Origin of the sequence: Acinetobacter sp. YH01024, from assembly GCF_013420195.1 — a bacterium.
Classification (GTDB): Bacteria; Pseudomonadota; Gammaproteobacteria; order Pseudomonadales; family Moraxellaceae; genus Acinetobacter; species Acinetobacter amyesii.
In genome coordinates this window covers 1-1,062 of the sequence record NZ_VOYQ01000110.1, presented here as the reverse complement: position 1 = coordinate 1,062, position 1,062 = coordinate 1, and the positions used below count along the sequence as shown (strand labels likewise).

The 1,062-nt window shown below is 58.1% G+C and carries 2 protein-coding genes; both read right to left on the bottom strand.

The features are described 5' to 3' along the window. A partial coding sequence (locus tag FTT88_RS17105) for a LysR family transcriptional regulator (RefSeq protein ID WP_001255014.1) occupies window positions 1-299 on the bottom strand: 299 nt, incomplete at its 3' end. Window positions 300-326: 27 nt separating this feature from the next. Beyond that, window positions 327-1,062: MFS transporter (locus tag FTT88_RS17100; RefSeq protein ID WP_074379287.1), on the bottom strand; the 736-nt coding region annotated here is incomplete at its 5' end.

Here is a 1,062-nt window from a genome sequence, read left to right as displayed (position 1 = left end):
GCGGTCTTCACTGCGTGATCGAGTTGATCGACACCCGCCGTGACACGCTCCATGAAGTGCCTGCCTGCGTCTGTTAGCCGAACGCCCCGCGCATGGCGCTCAAATAGCAGGACACCAAGGTTATCCTCCAGCGCTTTCACACGCGCGCTGACGCTCGACTGGCTGATACCAAGTGCCTTGGCCGCATGCCGAAAATTCAGATGCTCGGCGACGGCGATGAACTGAACAAGGGAAATGAGCGGTATCCTGCCAGACAGGATACCGACATTCACGAGGTTTCGATGGTTAGTGCGCCGCATCGGAGCGGGCCTGCTACCAGTCGTCGGTTAGACGACTGGCGACTTCTCGGTGGCAGCCCCACGGAGCCGAAGGAGCACCAGCCCCAACGAAACCAGTACCGCCATCGCCGTGGCGTAACAGATCACGGGCCACGCTGTGTCACCGTTTAAAAGTGCCACCGCCAATGTCCCGACAATGCTGACTATCAGGCTTTGAACGCAGAAGTAGAACGCGACCGCTGATCCCGCGATGTCGTCGAACTCTGCCAAAGCGCCGTTCGCGGTAACGGACACCGTGAAGACAATACCGACCGCGACAACCCACATCGGTAGGATGAAGGTGAGGAATGACGGCGAGCCGTAAAGTTCGCCGATCCCCAACAGGACCGCTCCGCAAACAAGCAACGCCATCCCACGCGCCACGCATCCTGCGATGCCCCATCTGGCGACAAAGGACTTCGCGAAACGGGTTGTCACGATCATTACAAGCGCGACAGTGGCGAAGGCAAAGCTGAATCCGATCTCGGAATATTCCGCTTGGCCTATGAGCACACGGGGAGCCGTCGAGAAGAAGACGAAGTAGGTGCCCATACCGGCGCTAAAGCCGACAGTGTAAACCCAAAAAGCCGGACTCGCGAAGATCGGCAAGACAGATCGGCGCGTCTTGACTTGATCCAGAGGGCGGGTTTCGTGCCACCTGAAACCCGCATTTAGGAGTGCGAGCATCGCCAGTATAGCCAAAGTAATGAATATCGCCTGCCATCCCAAGAACTCGCCGATCAAT